The sequence below is a fragment of the Photobacterium halotolerans DSM 18316 genome, assembly GCF_000425165.1.
Lineage (GTDB): Bacteria > Pseudomonadota > Gammaproteobacteria > Enterobacterales > Vibrionaceae > Photobacterium > Photobacterium halotolerans.
The window spans coordinates 366,570-382,749 of record NZ_KE384321.1 but is presented as its reverse complement, the minus strand read 5'-3'; the positions used below and the strand labels follow the sequence as shown (position 1 = coordinate 382,749).

At 49.3% G+C, this 16,180-nt stretch carries 17 protein-coding genes; 12 read left to right on the top strand and 5 right to left on the bottom strand.

The features are described 5' to 3' along the window. Positions 1–93: 93 nt before the first annotated feature. The 8 genes from acpP (at position 94) to ptsG (ending at position 7,843) form a co-directional block, all read left to right on the top strand. The gene (gene acpP, locus H511_RS0117635; RefSeq protein WP_027253507.1) at positions 94–333 is read left to right on the top strand and encodes an acyl carrier protein; all 240 of its coding nucleotides are present in this window, start codon (positions 94–96) and stop codon (positions 331–333) included. An 89-nt stretch (positions 334–422) separates the two neighbouring features. Then, the gene (gene fabF / locus H511_RS0117630; RefSeq protein ID WP_027253506.1) at positions 423–1,661 is read left to right on the top strand and encodes a beta-ketoacyl-ACP synthase II; all 1,239 of its coding nucleotides are present in this window, start codon (positions 423–425) and stop codon (positions 1,659–1,661) included. A gap of 63 nt (positions 1,662–1,724) precedes the next feature. After that, positions 1,725–2,549: an aminodeoxychorismate lyase gene (gene pabC, locus H511_RS0117625; RefSeq protein ID WP_027253505.1), complete on the top strand. Its 825-nt coding sequence runs from the start codon at positions 1,725–1,727 to the stop codon at positions 2,547–2,549. Continuing rightward, the gene (gene mltG, locus H511_RS0117620; RefSeq protein ID WP_027253504.1) at positions 2,543–3,553 is read left to right on the top strand and encodes an endolytic transglycosylase MltG; all 1,011 of its coding nucleotides are present in this window, start codon (positions 2,543–2,545) and stop codon (positions 3,551–3,553) included. The genes pabC and mltG overlap by 7 nt, the downstream gene beginning before the upstream one ends. Continuing rightward, positions 3,554–4,192: a dTMP kinase gene (gene tmk, locus H511_RS0117615; RefSeq protein ID WP_027253503.1), complete on the top strand. Its 639-nt coding sequence runs from the start codon at positions 3,554–3,556 to the stop codon at positions 4,190–4,192. Beyond that, positions 4,189–5,151 (top strand): DNA polymerase III subunit delta', encoded by a 963-nt coding sequence (holB, locus tag H511_RS0117610; protein ID WP_027253502.1) that lies wholly within the window; start codon positions 4,189–4,191, stop codon positions 5,149–5,151. The genes tmk and holB overlap by 4 nt, the downstream gene beginning before the upstream one ends. A gap of 28 nt (positions 5,152–5,179) precedes the next feature. Continuing rightward, on the top strand, positions 5,180–5,956 hold the full coding sequence (locus tag H511_RS0117605; RefSeq protein WP_027253501.1) for a TatD family hydrolase: 777 nt from the start codon (positions 5,180–5,182) through the stop codon (positions 5,954–5,956). 456 nt (positions 5,957–6,412) lie between these two features. Continuing rightward, positions 6,413–7,843, top strand: a complete 1,431-nt coding sequence (ptsG, locus tag H511_RS0117600) for a PTS glucose transporter subunit IIBC (RefSeq protein ID WP_027253500.1) — start codon at positions 6,413–6,415, stop codon at positions 7,841–7,843. 104 nt (positions 7,844–7,947) lie between these two features. Here the strand turns inward: ptsG and H511_RS0117595 are convergent, their stop codons facing one another. The 3 genes from H511_RS0117595 to H511_RS0117585 all read right to left on the bottom strand — a co-directional run bounded on the left by H511_RS0117595 (position 7,948) and on the right by H511_RS0117585 (position 10,678). Next, positions 7,948–8,847, bottom strand: a complete 900-nt coding sequence (locus H511_RS0117595; protein WP_027253499.1) for a LysO family transporter — start codon at positions 8,845–8,847, stop codon at positions 7,948–7,950. Between the two features lie 210 nt (positions 8,848–9,057). After that, positions 9,058–9,933, bottom strand: a complete 876-nt coding sequence (locus H511_RS0117590) for an HDOD domain-containing protein (RefSeq protein ID WP_337247013.1) — start codon at positions 9,931–9,933, stop codon at positions 9,058–9,060. A 142-nt stretch (positions 9,934–10,075) separates the two neighbouring features. Further along, positions 10,076–10,678 (bottom strand): LON peptidase substrate-binding domain-containing protein, encoded by a 603-nt coding sequence (locus H511_RS0117585; protein ID WP_027253497.1) that lies wholly within the window; start codon positions 10,676–10,678, stop codon positions 10,076–10,078. A gap of 288 nt (positions 10,679–10,966) precedes the next feature. Between H511_RS0117585 and H511_RS23745 the strand changes: the two genes are divergently transcribed. Both H511_RS23745 and H511_RS0117575 read left to right on the top strand, forming a co-directional pair. Then, positions 10,967–11,614, top strand: coding sequence for a TfoX/Sxy family DNA transformation protein (locus H511_RS23745; protein WP_081669322.1), 648 nt, complete (start codon positions 10,967–10,969; stop codon positions 11,612–11,614). A 214-nt stretch (positions 11,615–11,828) separates the two neighbouring features. Continuing rightward, positions 11,829–12,146: a VF_A0006 family four-cysteine protein gene (locus tag H511_RS0117575; RefSeq protein WP_051288303.1), complete on the top strand. Its 318-nt coding sequence runs from the start codon at positions 11,829–11,831 to the stop codon at positions 12,144–12,146. Here H511_RS0117575 and znuB read toward each other — a convergent pair whose 3' ends face one another. Both znuB and znuC read right to left on the bottom strand, forming a co-directional pair. Further along, entirely contained in the window at positions 12,147–12,932 is a 786-nt protein-coding gene (gene znuB / locus H511_RS0117570; protein WP_027253495.1) for a zinc ABC transporter permease subunit ZnuB, read from the bottom strand. Beyond that, entirely contained in the window at positions 12,925–13,692 is a 768-nt protein-coding gene (znuC, locus tag H511_RS0117565) for a zinc ABC transporter ATP-binding protein ZnuC (protein WP_027253494.1), read from the bottom strand. The genes znuB and znuC overlap by 8 nt, the downstream gene beginning before the upstream one ends. Before the next feature lie 100 nt (positions 13,693–13,792). Between znuC and znuA the strand changes: the two genes are divergently transcribed. Together znuA and mepM are read left to right on the top strand one after the other, a co-directional pair. Beyond that, positions 13,793–14,707 (top strand): zinc ABC transporter substrate-binding protein ZnuA, encoded by a 915-nt coding sequence (gene znuA, locus H511_RS0117560; RefSeq protein WP_027253493.1) that lies wholly within the window; start codon positions 13,793–13,795, stop codon positions 14,705–14,707. Positions 14,708–14,713: 6 nt separating this feature from the next. Further along, positions 14,714–16,075, top strand: coding sequence for a murein DD-endopeptidase MepM (gene mepM, locus H511_RS0117555; RefSeq protein ID WP_027253492.1), 1,362 nt, complete (start codon positions 14,714–14,716; stop codon positions 16,073–16,075). Positions 16,076–16,180 lie beyond the last annotated feature (105 nt).

Sequence of the window (16,180 nt, the reverse complement as noted above, 5' to 3'; positions counted from 1 at the left end):
TTTGACCAGCACCCTGAGTGTTGCAACTTTTACAGTAATGAATAAACTACAGCAAATCGCAATAGCGAACTCTTGTTAAGGAAATAGATTAGTATGAGCAACATCGAAGAACGCGTAAAAAAAATCATCGTTGAGCAGCTGGGCGTAGATGAGTCTGAAGTAAAGAACGAAGCTTCTTTTGTTGACGATCTGGGTGCTGACTCTCTGGATACTGTTGAGCTGGTAATGGCTCTGGAAGAAGAATTCGACACAGAAATTCCAGATGAAGAAGCTGAGAAAATTACTACAGTTCAGGCAGCTATCGACTACGTTGTAAGCGCTTCTGCTGAGTAATCTCAAGAACACTTCCAGGCGGTCTCCATGACCGCCTGATTTTCATTTGTAAATCCTTATTTAATACTTCAGTTCCCGGAGAATAAATCGTGTCTAAGCGTCGCGTAGTTGTAACTGGCATGGGTATGCTGTCGCCGGTTGGCAATACTGTCGAATCTTCATGGAAAGCCTTATTGGCAGGCCAGAGTGGTATCAGCAATATTGAGCACTTCGATACGAGTGATTTTGCAACCCGTTTTGCTGGCATGGTCAAAGACTTCAATTGCGAAGATTACATGTCAAAGAAAGATGCCCGCAAAATGGACTTGTTCATCCAGTATGGCGTGGCTGCTGGTATTCAGGCGCTGAAAGACTCTGGTATTGAAGTCAGCGAAGACAACGCCAGCCGCTTTGGTGTTGCTATCGGTTCAGGTATTGGTGGTATCGGTCTGATTGAAGCCAACCATCAGGCAATGCTTGAGAAGGGTCCGCGTAAAATCAGCCCATTCTTTGTACCATCCACAATTGTCAACATGATTGCCGGTCATTTGTCTATCATGTATGGCCTGCGCGGTCCAAACATTGCAATTTCTACTGCCTGTACGACTGGCCTGCATAACATTGGTCACGCCGCCCGTATGATTGTATACGGTGATGCGGACATGATGCTGGCTGGTGGTGCAGAAAAAGCATCAACACCGCTGGGTATGGGAGGCTTTGCTGCGGCGAAAGCTTTGTCTACCCGTAACGATGATCCTCAGGGCGCGTCTCGTCCTTGGGACAAAGATCGTGACGGTTTCGTCCTGGGTGACGGTGCCGGCATGATGGTGTTGGAAGAGTATGAGCACGCGAAAGCGCGCGGTGCCAAGATTTATGCTGAGCTGGTTGGCTTTGGCATGAGTGGTGATGCTTATCACATGACCTCGCCAAGTGCTGATGGTTCTGGCGGTGCCCTGGCCATGGAAGCGGCTATCCGTGATGCCGCGATTTCACAAGATCAGATTGGTTATGTGAATGCACACGGTACCTCTACACCGGCTGGTGACGTTGCTGAAACGCTGGGCATTAAACGTGCCTTGGGTGCAACGGCAGACAAGGTGCTTGTGTCGTCCACTAAATCAATGACAGGTCACTTGCTGGGCGCAGCAGGTTCTGTGGAATCCATTATTACTGTTATGTCTCTGGTTGATCAGGCGGTACCGCCAACCATCAACCTGGAGAATCCAGACGAAGGTTGCGACCTGGATTATGTTCCGGGTGAAGCCCGTCAGGTTTCGATGGAGTACGCATTGTGTAACTCCTTCGGATTTGGCGGTACGAATGGCTCTTTGCTGTTCAAGAAAATCTAAGTCGATTCTGTTATGCTAGACGGCCCGGTCATCTAACCGGGCCGTTTTTTTATGGGGGTCGCAATGGTGTGGATCAACGATGTTGAAAAGGGCTATGTCGAACAAGACAGAATTGACGTGACTGATCGTGCTTTGCAGTACGGCGACGGGTGTTTTACGACTGTGTTAATTGAACACAGTGAACCCAGGCTTTGGCATCTGCACCTTGAACGTCTGCAAACGACCTTGAAAAGACTGGACATTGACCCACCACACTGGTCGCCTCTCACAGATAAGGTGATGTCTCTTGCCAAGGGATATCCTGACAAAGGTGTTGTAAAAATACTCATTAGCCGGGGGGCCGGAGGCAGAGGCTACAGCCCTGCAGGCTGTCATCAGACTCGGGTCATTATTTCCGACTTTGCCTGGCCGTCCTTTTACGGAAAATGGCAACAGGAAGGTATTGAGTTAGGCGTCTGTCAGCAGCGGCTCGGGCTGTCACCCATGTTAGCTGGCTTAAAGCACCTGAACCGCTTGGAGCAGGTGCTGCTGAAGCAGGAAATCGAACGCAATGGCTGGCTTGATGCTGTGGTGCTAGATGCGAATGGCCATGTGGCAGAAACCAGTGCCTCCAACATTTTCTGGCGTTGTGGCAATAGGTTGTACACGCCGGTTTTAGATCAGGCAGGGGTGCATGGCTTAATGCGGGCGCATGTTTGTCAGCAGGCAAGCGCTTTGGGCTATTGTCTTGAGTTTGTCAAAAGCCCGCTCGACACCTTGCTTTGCGCTGATGAAGTCTTTATTACTAATGCGTTGATGGCCCTGGTGCCGGTCACGAAAATCCAAATGAAAACGTACACTGAACACAGTGCGTTAAAAGCGATAACGAAGAGGTTGTACACGTGCTAAAGAAACTGGCATTGGTGTTTGTATTGCTGGGGGCCATTCTGGCAGGCGGTGCAGGTTGGACGTATGTGCAGGTAAAAGCAAGTATTGATCAGCCGTTGTTAAAAAATACTGAGCCATATCTGACGGTCAGACAGGGCTCCACCTTCCGAGGGTTGCTTTACCAGCTGACTCAGATGGGGCTGATTGCCGACTCTCCCTGGACGCGCTGGATCGGACGGATCGAACCGCAACTGGCTCAAATCAAAGCGGGCACGTATTCCATTGAGCAGGCGCGTACTCTGCGCGATATCCTGCGAACCGTCGCTTCGGGCAAAGAGCACCAGTTTTCGATCACCTTACTGGAGGGAGGCCGTTTTTCAGATTGGCTGGCTGAGCTGGAAAAAGCTCCGATGCTGAAGAACGACACGACCCAGATGACAGAAAGGGATATCGCCAAAGCTATCGGCGCCGATGTTGATAAGCTGGAAGGGTATTTGTTACCGGAAACCTATCACTATACAGCAGGTACTTCTGATCTGGCTTTGCTTAAACGCGCCTATAAGCATATGACAGAGCTGCTTGATAATGCCTGGAAAGACAGGGACGACTCGATCCCGCTCAATAATCCTTACGAAGTCCTGATTATGGCTTCCATTATCGAGAAAGAAACGGCGGTTGATGAAGAGCGGGCTAAGGTGTCATCTGTCTTTATGAACCGTCTGCACAAAGGGATGCGTCTTCAGACGGATCCGACGGTGATTTATGGCTTAGGGGAAAAATTTGACGGCAATATTCGCAGAAAAGATTTGCGGACCCCGACCCCCTATAACACCTATACCATAGACGGTTTACCACCCACACCCATCGCCATGCCGAGTGCGGCCTCAGTGATTGCCACCGTGAAACCGGCCCGGACCGGCTACTACTATTTTGTGGCCGACGGAAAAGGTGGCCATACTTTCTCAACAACATTAAGCGAGCATAATCGTGCTGTTCGCCATTATCTAAAGATATTAAAACAATAAATGAACGGAAAATTTATCGTCATCGAAGGCCTGGAAGGGGCGGGTAAAAGTACCGCGATAACAACAGTGCTGGACACGCTCGCGGCACGGGGGATCACCGACATTCAGTCTACCCGAGAACCAGGCGGAACTCCTCTGGCAGAACAAATGCGGGCGCTGGTGAAAGAAGGGCACCCGGAAGAGCCATTGACGGATATGGCTGAGTTGCTGTTACTGTATGCGGCGCGCAGCCAGCTGGTTGAAAATGTCATTAAACCTGCCCTGCGTGCTGGTCATTGGGTGGTGGGTGATCGCCATGATATGTCGTCGCAGGCTTACCAGGGCGGCGGCAGGGGATTCGACTCTGAGCTGATGTCTGGGATTAAAACCATGGTGCTTGGCGATTTCGAACCGGATCTGACCATTTATATGGACATTGATCCTGAGCTGGGCCTGTCGCGGGCTCGGGGGCGCGGGGCTTTGGATCGCATCGAAAAAATGGACTTGTCTTTCTTCGAGCGAACCCGGGAGCGGTTTTTAGCGCTGTCACGCAATAATCCCAAAGTGGTGATTATTGATGCGTCCCAATCGCTGGAAGCCGTGACGTCGGATATCCGCCAGCAGTTGAGTGCCTGGCTGGCTCAGCAGGAGTCAGCATGAGTTATCCCTGGCTGACAACGGTCTGGCAGCAATGGCAGCAGCTTTTGAGTCAGGATCGTCTGCATCACGCCATGCTGTTGATTTCACCTGCCGGGTGCGCCGGGGACGTGCTGATACGGCAGCTGGCAAAAACCGTGCTCTGCCGGAACGGTGTCAAAGAGCCCTGCGGGATCTGCCACAGCTGCCAGCTGTTTGAAGCCGGTACCCACCCGGATTGCCACAGTATCAGTCCGCAGGATGGCAAAGCCATCGGCGTTGATATGGTTCGTCAGTGTCATCACTGGGCGTGGGAAACCTCCCAGCTCGGCGGTAAGCGTGTGGTACTGATTGAGCAGTCAGAGCATATGGGCGAGGCAGCGGCGAATGCTTTACTGAAAACACTGGAAGAACCGCCGGCAAACTGCCAGTTCATCTTAACTGCCACTGAGCTGGATCGCTTACTGCCAACGATTAACAGCCGCTGTAACAAGTGGCGTCTGCCTCTGCCGCCTGAGCAGGATGTGAAGCGCTGGGTTGAAAATAAACTGATGCAGTCAATCAAACTGGAGGCGGTACGGCTTAACGGCAATGCGCCCCTGGCAGCCTTAGCGTTTATTGAGCAGGGACAGGATATCCGCCATCAGCATTTGCTGACCGGCTTTCATCAATTTTTGTCTCCGCCTTATAGTGGCCTGTTCAGTGTGGCGGACAGCTGCATGAAAGATGGTCACTCAAGCCTGAAATGGCTGAGTTATTTTCTGGTTGACTGTCTGAAAGTGCAGCAAGGTGCCGAGCAGCACTTGATTCATTGTGAATCAGCCCCTTTGGTCAGGCAGGTCGCGGGGCAACTGACCACGGCTACATTGCTGGCGCAGATAAAAGGGCTCAATGCCCTGATTCGGGAACTGGAAACCCATCCCGGTCTGAATGATGAGTTGTTGATCTCTGACTGGTTGTCAGGCTTTATCAGTGCAACATAAATACACCGAAACGCGAGAGGATATTCAGGTGCTAGTAGATTCCCATTGCCACCTTGATAAATTGAATTACAACGAACTGCATACTGATGTCGCAGACGTACTGGCAAAAGCACAGGCTCGGGGGGTAGAGTATTTTCTGTCTGTCGGTGTCACCCTGAACAGTTTCCCTGCCATGATGGAAATGATCGCCCCTTTCGATAATGTGTTTGCATCTTGTGGGGTGCATCCGCTGGATATTGAAGCTGGCTTTGATTACGACCAACTGAGGCAATATGCCAGTGATGATAAAGTGGTCGCTATTGGTGAAACCGGGTTGGATTACCACTACCAACCTGAATTGGCCGAACAGCAACAGGATATTTTCCGTCAGCATATCCGTTTGGCGGTTGAGCTGAACAAGCCGTTGATCATTCACACCCGCATGGCGCGTGAAGATACCATTCGTATTTTGCGCGAAGAAGGCGCTGAGCGCTGCGGCGGTGTATTGCATTGTTTCACTGAAAGCCTGGAAATGGCCGAAGCGGCAATTGAGCTGGGCTTCTACATCTCTATCTCTGGGATTGTGACCTTTAACAAAGCCGCTGAGCTGAAAGATGTGGTGAGCCGTCTGCCTCTGGAGCGGCTGTTGGTGGAAACCGATTCACCTTACCTGGCGCCTGTACCTTATCGCGGTAAAGAAAATCAGCCTGCTTATGTCAAAGAAGTTGCAGAGTATATAGGCCTGCTGAAAGGGGTTTCTGGCGCTGAGGTTGCCCGAGTGTCGAGTGAAAACTTTTTCCGACTTTTTTCGCAGGCAAAACGCTAAAACAGGTAAAAAAGGAGCTCAGGCTCCTTTTTTTATACTAATCTGACATGTTTTATCCATTTATTTTAATGCCACTCTATTTGTCTATCTTTTTCTCCATATTTCTCAGTTATTTCATGAAATCTTTCTTCGTTACATAAAGAAACATGGGATACAATATTGAAATATAATTACATATAAGTATTGCGCTGAATTTTATGTGCAAGTTATTGTATTTTATGTAAATTTATTGTTTTTCTTGTGTTTTTTGAGTCAGTTGTTAATTGTGATCTATGTGTCAAACTGAAACTTACTTTCATCTTCGGTTGGCAATATTGATTGATGTCACGTTATATTTAGCGCCGCATTTTATACTTATGCCGAACAATAAAAATGAGCGGTGCTAGCATTATGACTACGGGGGTAGGTCGCTGGAAACCGCTGAAACAAAACAAACATCTCACTCAGGAGCACAATATGTTTAAGAACTTTTTTGCTAACCTGCAGAAAGTCGGTAAGGCGCTGATGCTGCCTGTATCGGTTCTGCCGGTAGCGGGTATTCTGTTAGGTGTGGGGGCTGCTAACTTCAGCTGGTTGCCTGAAGTGGTATCTCACTTGATGGAACAGGCCGGTGGCTCGGTATTCGGTCAGATGGCACTGCTGTTTGCCGTTGGTGTGGCACTGGGCTTTACGAAAAACGACGGTGTTGCCGGTCTGTCTGCGATCGTCGGTTACGGCATCATGGTGGCCACCCTGCAGGTGATGGCCAATGTCATGGGTGTTGCTAAGATTGAGACCGGTGTGCTGGGTGGTATCCTGGCCGGTGGTGTGGCTGCCTGGGCGTTCAACCGCTTCTTTAAGATCCAGCTGCCTGAATACCTGGGCTTTTTTGCCGGTAAACGTGCCGTACCTATCATCACAGGTTTTCTGTCTATTGCGTTGGGTGTTGTACTGTCATTCATCTGGCCGCCAATCGGTTCAGCGATTGCTACATTCTCTGACTGGGCTGCCAACCAGAACCCGGTGCTGGCGTTCGGTATCTACGGTGTTGTTGAGCGTTCACTGATCCCATTTGGCCTGCACCACATCTGGAACGTTCCATTCTTTTATGAAGCGGGCTCTTGTGTGACTAATGCCGGTGAAGCGGCACGGGGTATCATGACTTGTTTCCTGACAGCGGATGATGCTTCCCGTGCTGCAGGTAACGGTTTTGGTCAGCTTGCGGGTGGTTACCTGTTTAAGATGTTCGGTTTGCCTGCGGCAGCGTTTGCTATCGCTCACTGTGCCAAACCTGAAAACCGCGCCAAGGTAATGGGTATCATGGCATCTGCGGCCCTGACCTCTTTCCTGACCGGTATTACTGAACCTATTGAGTTCTCATTCCTGTTCATCGCGCCAGTCCTGTACGGGATTCACGCTTTGCTGGCTGGTCTGGCATATGTACTGACCAATGCTCTGGGCGTTGTACACGGCCATACCTTCTCAAACGGTTTCATCGACTTCATCGTTCAGATGCCTCGTGCAGAGAACGTATGGACACTGGTGATTCTGGGTCTGTGTTATGCCGTACTGTACTACGTGGTATTCACGTTTGTTATCCGCGCCCTGAACCTGAAAACACCGGGCCGTGAAGACGAAACGGCGGATGTTGAAACATCAACCGGCTCTGAGCTGGCGGGTGAACTGGTTGAAGCCTTCGGTGGCAAAGCGAACATCACGAACCTGGATGCCTGTATCACACGTCTGCGTGTCAGCGTGGCTGATACCGAGATCGTTGATCAGGACAAACTGAAACGCCTTGGTGCAGCCGGTGTGGTTGTGGTTTCTGGCGGTGTGCAGGCTATCTTCGGTACTAAGTCTGATAACTTGCGTACAGAAATGGATGAGTGGATTCGCAATCACGCTTAATTTGCGGTGACGGTTTTCCTTTAACCATAAACAAAGCCTGGCAGTTGCCAGGCTTTTTGTTGTCACTTCTTCCACCGCCGATGGCGGCGGATTTTTACTATGGTTTAAAGCGACAGAAAGAACAGCATCAGTACCGGTACCAACAGGCTGAGAATGAATCCGCTGACGATCGCAATCGGGACGCAGCGAATACCGCCGCAGTTCTGGATAATCGGTAAAGTGAAGTCCATTGCTGTTGCGCCGGCATAGCCGATGGCTGTGTTGGGAAAGCGTGAAATTACCGCGGGTATCATGGTTAAAGCAACCAGCTCCCGCAGCAGCTCATTCAAGAATGATGCGCCACCGTATACAGGTCCAAGACCATCTCCCATCAAAATGCCTGCCAGTGAATACCAGCCGAATCCGGAAGCCATCGCCAGTCCGTGGTTCAGGGGAATGCCCAACAGCCAGGCGGCGAGCAACCCGCCAGGTAAAGAGGTTACAATAATCACTAAAGCGATCAGCATACCTTGCTTGTTGAGCAGGATCTGTCGCAGCGTCATGCCACTGTTACGTAGCTGGATGCCGATTAAAAACAGCAGCAGTAACAGAATGATTTCACTGGCCCGGTCAACCCAGCTCAAATCCATGTTCAGCAACAGACCCACAATGAGCCCGGCGGCGACGACTAATATCAGCTTGGCTGATTCCAGCAACATCTTGGCCTTGGGAAGCTGCTGGTGGCTATGCTCTGTTTTCAGTGGATAGCGTTTATCAAGCAACGGCAGTACCAGCAGATTACCTGCGCTGATACAGAGAAAGAAGGTGACTGTGTATAACAGGATCTGACTGAGATTCTCGCCCAGATTGTCCAGACCGGCCAGGCTCAGCCCCATCAGTGACAGAATCACCAGCACCAGGCGTGATGTCTGCGCGTGAATAAACTGAAGTACTGCGTCTTTCCTGACCGGTATGAGGTAGCCAACGATAAGTGGCAGGAAAATAAAAAGCATTCCTGAAAACATGAGTATCCTTACAATACGTTGCCTGTTCTGGCGAAGAAAAACACCCTGATCCTGCATGGTTGGCGCAGTTCTGACAATGAACTATTTTTGTCAATGGGCTGTTAATGAAATCAGAAGCTTATCAGGCTGCTGAAGACAGGGTCAATAGAGCGCTGTGTGTCTACAGCGCTTAAGTGGAGGAGATCAGGCTGGAATGGGGTTACTGACAGATTAAAAACCACTGCTGAGCAACACGTGGTTGATCTGGCTGTTAAATTCGTCATCGGGCAGATTGGTCAGGGTAAACATAACTTCTGCGCCGGCCAGATCCAGTTCAACCTCATGTTCGTCGATGGCGTCATCATCGTTTTTAAACAGTAACAAATGGTTAGCCATGCGGGCGACATCCAGATAGCTGATGTCATCTTCTTTTTTGTGATCAGGAAAAAAGCACTTATTACAGGCGACTTCCAGATAATCTTCATCGAAGCCCCAGTGTTTCAGGATATCCAGGCTGGATTTATTACAGCAGTGTTCAAAGACGTATTTGGCAAAATTGATATCCAGAAAATTCCCGCTATCAAGGTAGCTTTGGTATTCATGTATCAGGCTGAATAAACCAATGTCCGCAAATAACCCGGCCAGCAGGGCTTTCTCCGGCTCAATTTTCAGCTCGGGACGGTATTGCAGCAGGTTCTGGGTAATTAATGCCATTGAACCTGCAAGCTGTCTGGAGCGGGTGGCGCTGTTTAATAACAGAGATTTACATTCAATATCAAAGCTGCTGTGCAGTTTAATGTCCAAGACTGTTTTGGCTGTAATGATATCTCTGACACGGATAATACCGAGCCGGCTGACAGCGGTTTGAATATCGTGACAGACAATATTACGGCGATTAAACATCATGGTATTGGAGGTTTTTATCACAGTTGCGGCCATACCCGGGTCATTCAGCAGTATGGTGGCTGCATCACGAACGGTGGAGTCGTCTCTGTTACACAAGGTCTGCAGTTCAGTCAGGACGTCGGGAATAGGCGGTAGCTTCAGACGATTTTCTTTGATCGCGTCCTTCACTAACGCGTGAAACTCTGATTGCAGGCCTGTCAAAATTTTGTCGTTTTCAGGTTTTAACCAGAAAAAAGATACATGCGGCATGAGGGAACGTTAACCTATGAGATTTTGCTTATTTTATCTTGGTCAGATGAGTGGAGTACACCAGACCAGGTGATTTTTGAGAACAATGTAAGGGTTAGTTGATATCGTCATCAAATAACTGGTTATTATCGAGTAGCTTGAGTAAAAAACGAGCAGTGAGGGCAGGGGAATCCTGAGCAATTAATAGCTGTTTATAGTGAACTTCGAGCGGTAGTGATTCAATCCAGCGCTGACACACCCAGCTTAAGTCGTCGAACTCACTGATTGGATATAAGGCGCCGATTTCCGGCATAGTGGCGAAAAAGAGTTTCAGTTTGTCCACCAAGCACTGGTGTTTGTCTGTTAACGGTGTGGGCGGCCATGCTCTGAATGGCAGATAGTCAGCGATCAGCAGGCGGTCACTCTCGTGTCTTACCGATAAAATCCGTATTTTCGTTTTCCCTTCAACAATAATACTGAGCAAGCCATTCGTTAACGCGTTAAAGTCCACCACCCGGACTTTGGTTGCGATAGCGGGAATGCGGGTGATGGTTTCGTCGTTGTCCTCTTCTTCACTGCGCATGCATAATGCAAAATCCCGTTGTCCTTCAATCGACTCTTTCAGCATTCGCTGGTAACGATGTTCAGCAATGGTAATTTCCAGTTTGCCTTCAGGTAACACATGACTGGCAGAAGGAAACAGGGCAATTTCAGGCATATTTCTTTATTCCTTTCTCCCTTTACTCCCTTAACCTTAGTCGCTATCAGAGCGTAAAACGATCTGCCGCAGTGAAAATGATATCGCATTCGCCCTTCTTTCTTATTGATAGGGTCCCGCAATCGCCTGAAATTGCATTCATATTTTCTTAATAATTTGCTCTGAATCTCACTTTTATCTGTACTTTGTTTCATATGTGGAATTTGCAATTTCAGTGTGACATCGTTGCATATGATAGTTGGCGTTGGTTTTAGATCGACAAAGAAGAATAAATTTAGGAATTATGGTATGTCGATTACAAAAGAAACATTCATAAATTACCTGGATACCTTTGTACCGAATGAACAGCGTTCTATGTTTGGCGGGACAGGTATCTTCGTTCAGGGAGCCATGTACGCTCTGCTGTCGAATGAAAAGCTTTATATTCGTGGCGGAGAGATGCTGGATCAGCAACTGCTCGAATTGGGCTGTCACAAGTTCAAACATGTGAAGCGCAGTACGGTGGCAGTCGTGAACTACTATGATATTTCACCACTGTATTCATCCCGGTTATCGCTTTGTAATGAGCTGATTGAAAGTTCAATCGCGATAGCATTGCAGGAGAAAACCGTCAGGGGAGCATCCCGTAACAAGCGGTTGCGGGATCTGCCGAACCTGCGTTTGACCCTCGAAAGGATGATGAAGAAATCCGGTATCGACGATGTTGAGGCTTTTCATCAGATGGGGGCGGTGGATGCGTATCTGCAGGTAAAACAGGCTCAGGGAAAAAATGTTGATCAGAAATTGTTGTGGATGTTTGCAGGGGCAATCGAAGGTTGCCACTGGACACTGCTGAATGAATCACATAAGAATGTGTTATTGCAGCAGCTTGAGCAGAAACAACAACACTACAAGCCCCCGCGAGGTGTTGAACAACAGCCATGTGACCTTATCTGATTGATAATGATAGGAAAGTACTTGTTCTGGCCTTAAATCATTAGGCTAGCGGTAACGTCTTTCGCAGAAATTAAATCCGGGTGTGTGCAAACCACCCGGATTTATTATTTTCAGCACAGTAATGGTGCAGGACGGGGCCTTTATTCTTGTCAGCGTCATCTATCTTTAGTAGAGAAGAGTTGGTTAACCAGATACTGCCGCGAAGATGTGAGAAATGAATGATCTGATCAGTGTTGGATACATGGCCTGCTGGCTCAGTTGCAGTTCTGTATGGGCTGTGGGTTTTACTGAACAGCGCGAACAATACAATGAGTGCATACTGGAGCATGTTTCTGCCGCCGAGGACGCGGCGGCAATTACCTGGTTAACCAATGCCTGCCGTGAGCTTTATCTGGATAATATTTTGCTGACAGACAAAGACAAACAATATTACCAGTGCCTGCTCGAATTCATGCCGAAGTCGAGCAGGCTTGAAGCCACATTGAGTATCAAACAGGCCTGTCAGGACAAATACCGCTCCTTCTTACGCTGATCAGGCCTCTGAGCGTTTTGACTGACTGAGCAAAAACAGCAAAGCGGCAGAGACGACCACAGACGGGCCCGCCGGGGTGTCATAATGCCATGACAGTAACAGACCGAGCAGCACAGCAATGCAGCCCAGAATGGCGGCAATCACTGCCATACTTTCAGGGCTTTGTGCAAAGCGGCGCGCTGTAGCTGCCGGTATGATAAGCAAAGAGGTGATAATCAGGGCACCGACAAATTTCATGGCTACGGCAATCACCATACCGACCATCAACATCAGTAATAGCCGCATCAGATCGACATTAACTCCTTCTACCTGAGCCAGATCTTCGTTGACTGTCATCGACAGCAGCGGCCGCCATAATGCAATCAACGCTGCCATGACCAGCGCGCCGCCACCGTAAATCCAGATCAGATCATTGCTTGTCACCGCCAGCAAGTCACCAAAAAGGTAAGCCATCAAATCAATGCGGACATGATCCATAAAACTGATAGCGACTAAGCCAAGCGAGAGCGCACTGTGAGCGAGAATGCCCAGTAAGGTGTCCGTGGCGATATAGCGTTGTTTTTGCAAACTGACCAGAATGACCGCCAGGGTCAGACAGCAGATCACCAAAGCAAGGTTGAGGTTGATATTAAACAAGAAGCCCAGTGCTATGCCCAGTAATGAGGCATGGGACAGCGTATCGCCGAAATAGGCCATTTTACGCCAGACAACAAAAGAGCCTAAAGGCCCGGCTAACATAGCGATGCCAATGCCGGCGGCAAAGGCGGGTAGCATAAATTCAAGCATTGTTTTTTCCGTGCTGGCATGGACCTACCAGGCTACCGCCCAGATCGTGTTCGTGATTATGGTGATGGTGATACAGCGCAAGTTGCTCACTTTGCTGTGTGCCAAACAGCGCAACATAAGAAGGGTGACAGGTAATCGACTCCGGTTCACCCGAACAGCAGACGTGGTGCTGCAGGCAGATAACATGGTCGGTTTTAGCCATAACCAGATGAAGATCATGAGAAACCATCATTATCGCGCAGTTCAGCTTGTCTCTGAGCGACTGAATTAAGCTGTAGAGCTCGAGCTGACCGTTGACATCGACGCCTTGCACGGGCTCATCAAGCACCAGCAAGTCCGGATTTTGCAAAAGGGCGCGAGACAGCAGCACTCTTTGCGTTTCCCCTCCCGACAGGCTGTGCATATTACTGTGTATCAGGTGCGCACTGCTTGCCAGTGCCAGCGCATCCAGACGTTGCTGGGCGCTGTAGCGCCCGCCAAGTGCCATAAAACGATCAACGGTAAGCGGCAGCGTGTCATTGAGTTGCAGCTTTTGCGGTACGTAGCCAATGCGTAGCCCTGATGCGCGAATGACTCGGCCAGATGTGGGCTTACGCAAACCGGTAATGACTTTCACCAGCGTGGACTTGCCGGCCCCGTTCGGACCTATCAGCGTCGTGATCTGGCCTCGTTCAAGCTGGAGTGAAACCTGATCAAGGATGTGGCGGCCTGAAGCGTTTACAGTCACATTCTGAAGTTCGACCAAAGGATTGGTGGACATTGTACTGGCCATAAATGGGTGTGAATCTCGTTGCTATCGGTTGGTGTTATATTATAACATTATCAAACTTCTTTTCATTGAATATTTTTAGGGTAGGTAGATGTTGCGTTTTCGAGCCTGGTATTTTGCGGCAATGGTATTGGCACCCTTTGCGGTTTCAGCAAACAATGTGCATGTTGTGACCACTGTACATCCGGTGAATCTGATAGTGCAGGAACTGGTTGAGGGAGCAGGCCAGAGCGAAACCCTGCTACCTGCTGGCAGCTCTCCTCATGACTATGCTTTACGTCCATCTGATGTGGAAAAGCTGAAAGCCGCGGATTTGGTGGTTTGGGTCGGCCCGGAACTGGAATCTTTTCTGACCAAAATACTCAGTAGCCAGGAAAATACGCTTTCACTGACTTCGCAAGAGACAATTACTTTCCGGGATTTTGAAGGTCATGAAGGTCATGAAGGTCATGATAGCCATGGCGACCACGAAGGGCACGAACATCATCATGATGGCATCGATCCGCACCTCTGGCTGGGCCCGGATCAGGCAATTCAGGCTGCAAAAGTGATCAGTGCTGCATTGATTGAACTGGATCCGTTGAATCGTGCGCAATATGAGGCTAACCTGTCTCGGTTCATTGTCAGTGTTAATGAAACTGTACAGAACCTGAAAGAGCAGCTCCAGCCTGTGCGTGATAAAGGGTATTACGTTTTTCACGATGCCTATGGCTATTTTGAAGACACGTTTGGTTTACATAATCTGGGACACTTTACGGTTTCGCCGGATCGCCGCCCAGGCGCAAAAACCTTGATCGCTATCCGCAATACGCTAAAAAAATCACAGGTTAAGTGTATTTTCAGGGAACCGCAGTTCTCACCCGCGGTCATTAACAGTGTCATAAATGGCAGTGACATCAAAATTGGAACCCTGGATCCCATGGCAACGGATATTGCCTCTGGCCAGGGAGGTTATGTTCGATTCCTGCAAGAACTCGGACGAAGTTTTACCGAATGTCTTAAATAAATAACAATGAAAATATTTACGGTTGCAGCCCGACGGTTTTATCAGCTCCCCCGTCAACACCGAATTGCGCTTGCTTCTACATCACTTATCGTTGCGGCTGCCCTTATGTGGCAGCCTTCTGTCGTCCACTCTCCTTCTTACGGTTCGCGCAGCGAATCCGAACAGCGGCGCGAAGTCCCGCTGCTGTCAGAGGAGATCTTGTCACTGTCTGAACAAAATAGTGAACCGCTTGGTATCGTGCTTGATCCCGAAGACCCGGACTTCCAGGTTCCCAAAGATGAGCTGGAACAACAGCTGGATCAGGCCACTGATGTTGCGCATGCCCACAAAGTGTCTTCCGGTGAAACCTTAGGTGAAATCTTTACTCAGTATGCGCTGCCTATTTCGGATATGTACAAACTGATCGAGGCAGATAAATCTATCCAGTTTTTACGTGTCGGACAAAGCATTGGCTGGTCACTGGACGAAGAAGGCCGGATCGGCGAACTGTCTATCGAGCGCAGTGCCAAACTGACAGATACTTATACACTGACCTCAAAGGGTTATGAGCATAAAGAGGTGGAGCGTACCGGCGAATTTAAACCCGTGCGTTTAACCGGGCGTGTTTCCGGCAGTTTCTATCAGTCGGCCCGTTCTGCCGGTCTGTCACCAACGCAAATTCAGACCCTGGTCCAAGCGCTGCAGTGGCGGTTTGATTTAGGTAAAGAAGCACGCAAGGGCGATCGTTTTGCTATTACGCTTGAACGTGAGTTTATTGATGGAAAAGCGGTGGGTCAGGGGGAAGTGAAGGCCCTGTACTATATGAACCGTAATCAGGAACTGTTTGCCATGCGTCATGACGATGGTGAGTTCTATGACGAAGACGGCCGAAGCCTGAACCGGGCACTGAACCGCTATCCGACCCAGAAACGTTTTCGGATCAGTTCATCGTTTGATCCCCATCGCAAGCATCCCATCACACACAGAGTCTCGCCACATAACGGTACTGATTTCGCAACGCCTGTCGGCACACCCGTGTTAGCGACAGGTGATGGCGTGGTAGTTAAAGCGCAAAAACATGCTTTGGCGGGTAATTTCATCATGATCAAACATGGCCGGGAATACTCAACCCGTTATCTTCATCTGAGTAAGATACTGGTAAAAGTCGGGCAGAAAGTCCGTATGGGTGACAAAATCGCATTGAGTGGTAATACCGGACGTTCCACTGGTCCGCATCTGCATTATGAACTGCTGAAATACGGACGCGCAGTCAACGCGATGAAGGTACCGCTGCCTCAGGCTGAACCTGTGCCCAATAAAATCCGGACCGATTATCGTAAACTGGCGAACCGGGAACGGCAGAACCTGCTGGCGGTTATGCCGGGGTAACAATAAAAAAACGCATCAAACGATGCGTTTTTTTGCTTTATAGTCTCTATGTTACAGCGATGGGGCTTAGCCCCGAGCGTGTAGCGCCGGATTTATTCACGTCTC